Genomic DNA, 2,010 nt, shown 5'->3' with positions numbered 1-2,010 from the left:
CGCGCGACGCGCCGGACGACGCTTCCGGGCGCGAGACGCGCGATGATTCGACTGTGGTTTCATCCCCATTCGCCCTTCAACGGCCACGCTAGCCGGCCGTTCCGTCTTGAAATCATCCGTCGCAGACCCCAATCACCCGGAATGTCCGATCAGAACCCCAAACCGACCCTGCTGACCGCCTGGAAAGGCGCCCAGGCGCGCCTGAAGGCCGCCGGCATCGACAGCCCCTCCATCGACGCCCGCCTGATGCTCGAGGCGGCGACGGGCGCAGGCCGCGTCGACATCCTGAACGACCCCTACCGTGCGCTCTCGCCTGAGCAAACCCTGGCGCTGGACGCCATGGTGGATCGCCGCCTGCGCCGCGAGCCGGTGTCGCGCATCCTGGGCCGCAAGGGCTTCTGGAAGATCATGCTGAACGTCACCCCCGACGTGCTCAGCCCGCGCCCCGACACCGAGACGGTGGTGGACGTCATCGTCCGCGCCTTCCCGCCCAACACCGCCTTCGACATGGCCGACCTGGGCACGGGCTCGGGCGCCATCCTGCTCGCCGCCCTGGCCGAGCGGCGCGGCGCGCGCGGCGTCGGCACCGACATCTCGACCGAGGCCATCGCCGTGGCGCGCGAGAACGCGGCCAATCTGGACCTGAACCACCGCTGCACCTTCATGCGCACCGACTGGGCGGCGGGCTTCGCCGACGACAGCTTCGACCTGGTGGTGTCCAATCCGCCCTATATCCCGACTGCGGACATCGCCGGTCTGGACCCCGAGGTGCGCGAGCACGATCCGCATCTGGCGCTGGACGGCGGCCCTGACGGACTGCAGCCCTATCGCGACCTGGCGCCCGAGATCGCCCGCATCCTGCGCCCGCAAGGCGTCTTCGCCGTCGAGATCGGCTGGGACCAGGGCCAGGCGGTCAAGGCCCTGTTCGAAGCGGCGGGCTTCACCGACGTCAAGGTCGTGAAGGATCTGTCGGATCGCGACCGCGTCGTCACCAACGGCCCGGACCCGCGCGTGGGCCCGATCCCCGAAGCCGAAGCGCCGTTGCAATAAAAACCCTTGGAAAGCGTCTCGGCGCGCGCTAAGTCCGTGGTGTTCCCCACTCAGACGCACCCTTTTCGAGCCGGTTCGCTCGATTAAGCGTGTCGGAGTTCAGTGACGGCCGCGCCCCTCAGACGGACGTGGCGGACCACGGGGGACGCACGGTTTTCCGAACAGCTCGCACCGGGGATCGGCCCCGAACGAACGGAACGACGAACAGGGTCTCGCCCGTCTTCTGCGACGGCGGCCCGCACCAACACGGTAAGCTCCGATGAGAGATTTCAAGGGCATGAAGCGTCAACGCGGACGCAACCGTAAGCCCGGCGGCGGCAATAACGCCAACGCGACCAATCCGAACCGTTCGTGGGACTCGCAAGGCCCCGAGAACATCAAGGTCCGGGGCAACGCCCAGACCGTCTATGAACGCTATATGCAGCTGGCCCGCGACGCCGCGGCCGCCGGCGACCGCGTTCTGGCCGAAAACTACACCCAGCACGCCGAACACTATTTCCGCGTCCTGCGCGCGCTCCAGCCTCAGCGCTCGGTCAGCGAGATCGCCCAGCGCGAACAGGCGGGCCAGGGCTTCGACATCGACTTCGAGGACGAGTCGGGCGCCCAGGCGGCGGCCATCATCGCCGCCCAGCAGGCCGAGGAGCGCCGCGTCGAGGAAGAGGCTCGCCGTCAGGCTGAACGCGCCGAGCGCGAGGCCAACCGCGACCGCGAGCCCCGTGAGCCTCGTGAACCCCGCGAACCGCGTGAAAACGGCGACGGCGACAACCGCGAAGGCGGCCGCCGCGAATCCCGCCGCGAGCGTTGGGAGCGCCGCCGCGAGGAGCGCAACCGTCGTTTCGAGAACGGCGAATCCGAGATCGCCGACGCCGATGAGTCCGGTCAGGACGGCGGCCCGGCCTCCGAGGTTCCGACCGAAGAGCGTGCGCATGAGGCGCCCGCCGTCGAGGCCGGGGCGGACGC

Annotated in this window: 2 protein-coding genes; both read left to right on the top strand. The window is 69.3% G+C overall.

What is annotated here, in order from left to right:
* The first annotated feature begins 141 nt into the window (after positions 1-141).
* The gene (prmC, locus tag BDIM_RS14040; protein WP_040346275.1) at positions 142-1,050 is read left to right on the top strand and encodes a peptide chain release factor N(5)-glutamine methyltransferase; all 909 of its coding nucleotides are present in this window, start codon (positions 142-144) and stop codon (positions 1,048-1,050) included.
* Positions 1,051-1,327: 277 nt separating this feature from the next.
* A partial coding sequence (locus tag BDIM_RS14035; protein WP_248601221.1) for a DUF4167 domain-containing protein occupies positions 1,328-2,010 on the top strand: 683 nt, incomplete at its 3' end.

Source organism: Brevundimonas diminuta ATCC 11568 (assembly GCF_000204035.1).
GTDB classification, from domain to species: domain Bacteria; phylum Pseudomonadota; class Alphaproteobacteria; order Caulobacterales; family Caulobacteraceae; genus Brevundimonas; species Brevundimonas diminuta.
The sequence above is the reverse complement of the archived record's forward strand: the minus strand, read 5'-3'. Positions and strand labels throughout refer to the sequence as shown.

What these genes read in the sequence shown, in the direction of transcription:
- prmC (WP_040346275.1), top strand. Translation starts at nt 142, where the DNA reads ATGTCCGATCAGAACCCCAAACCGACCCTGCTGACCGCCTGGAAAGGC.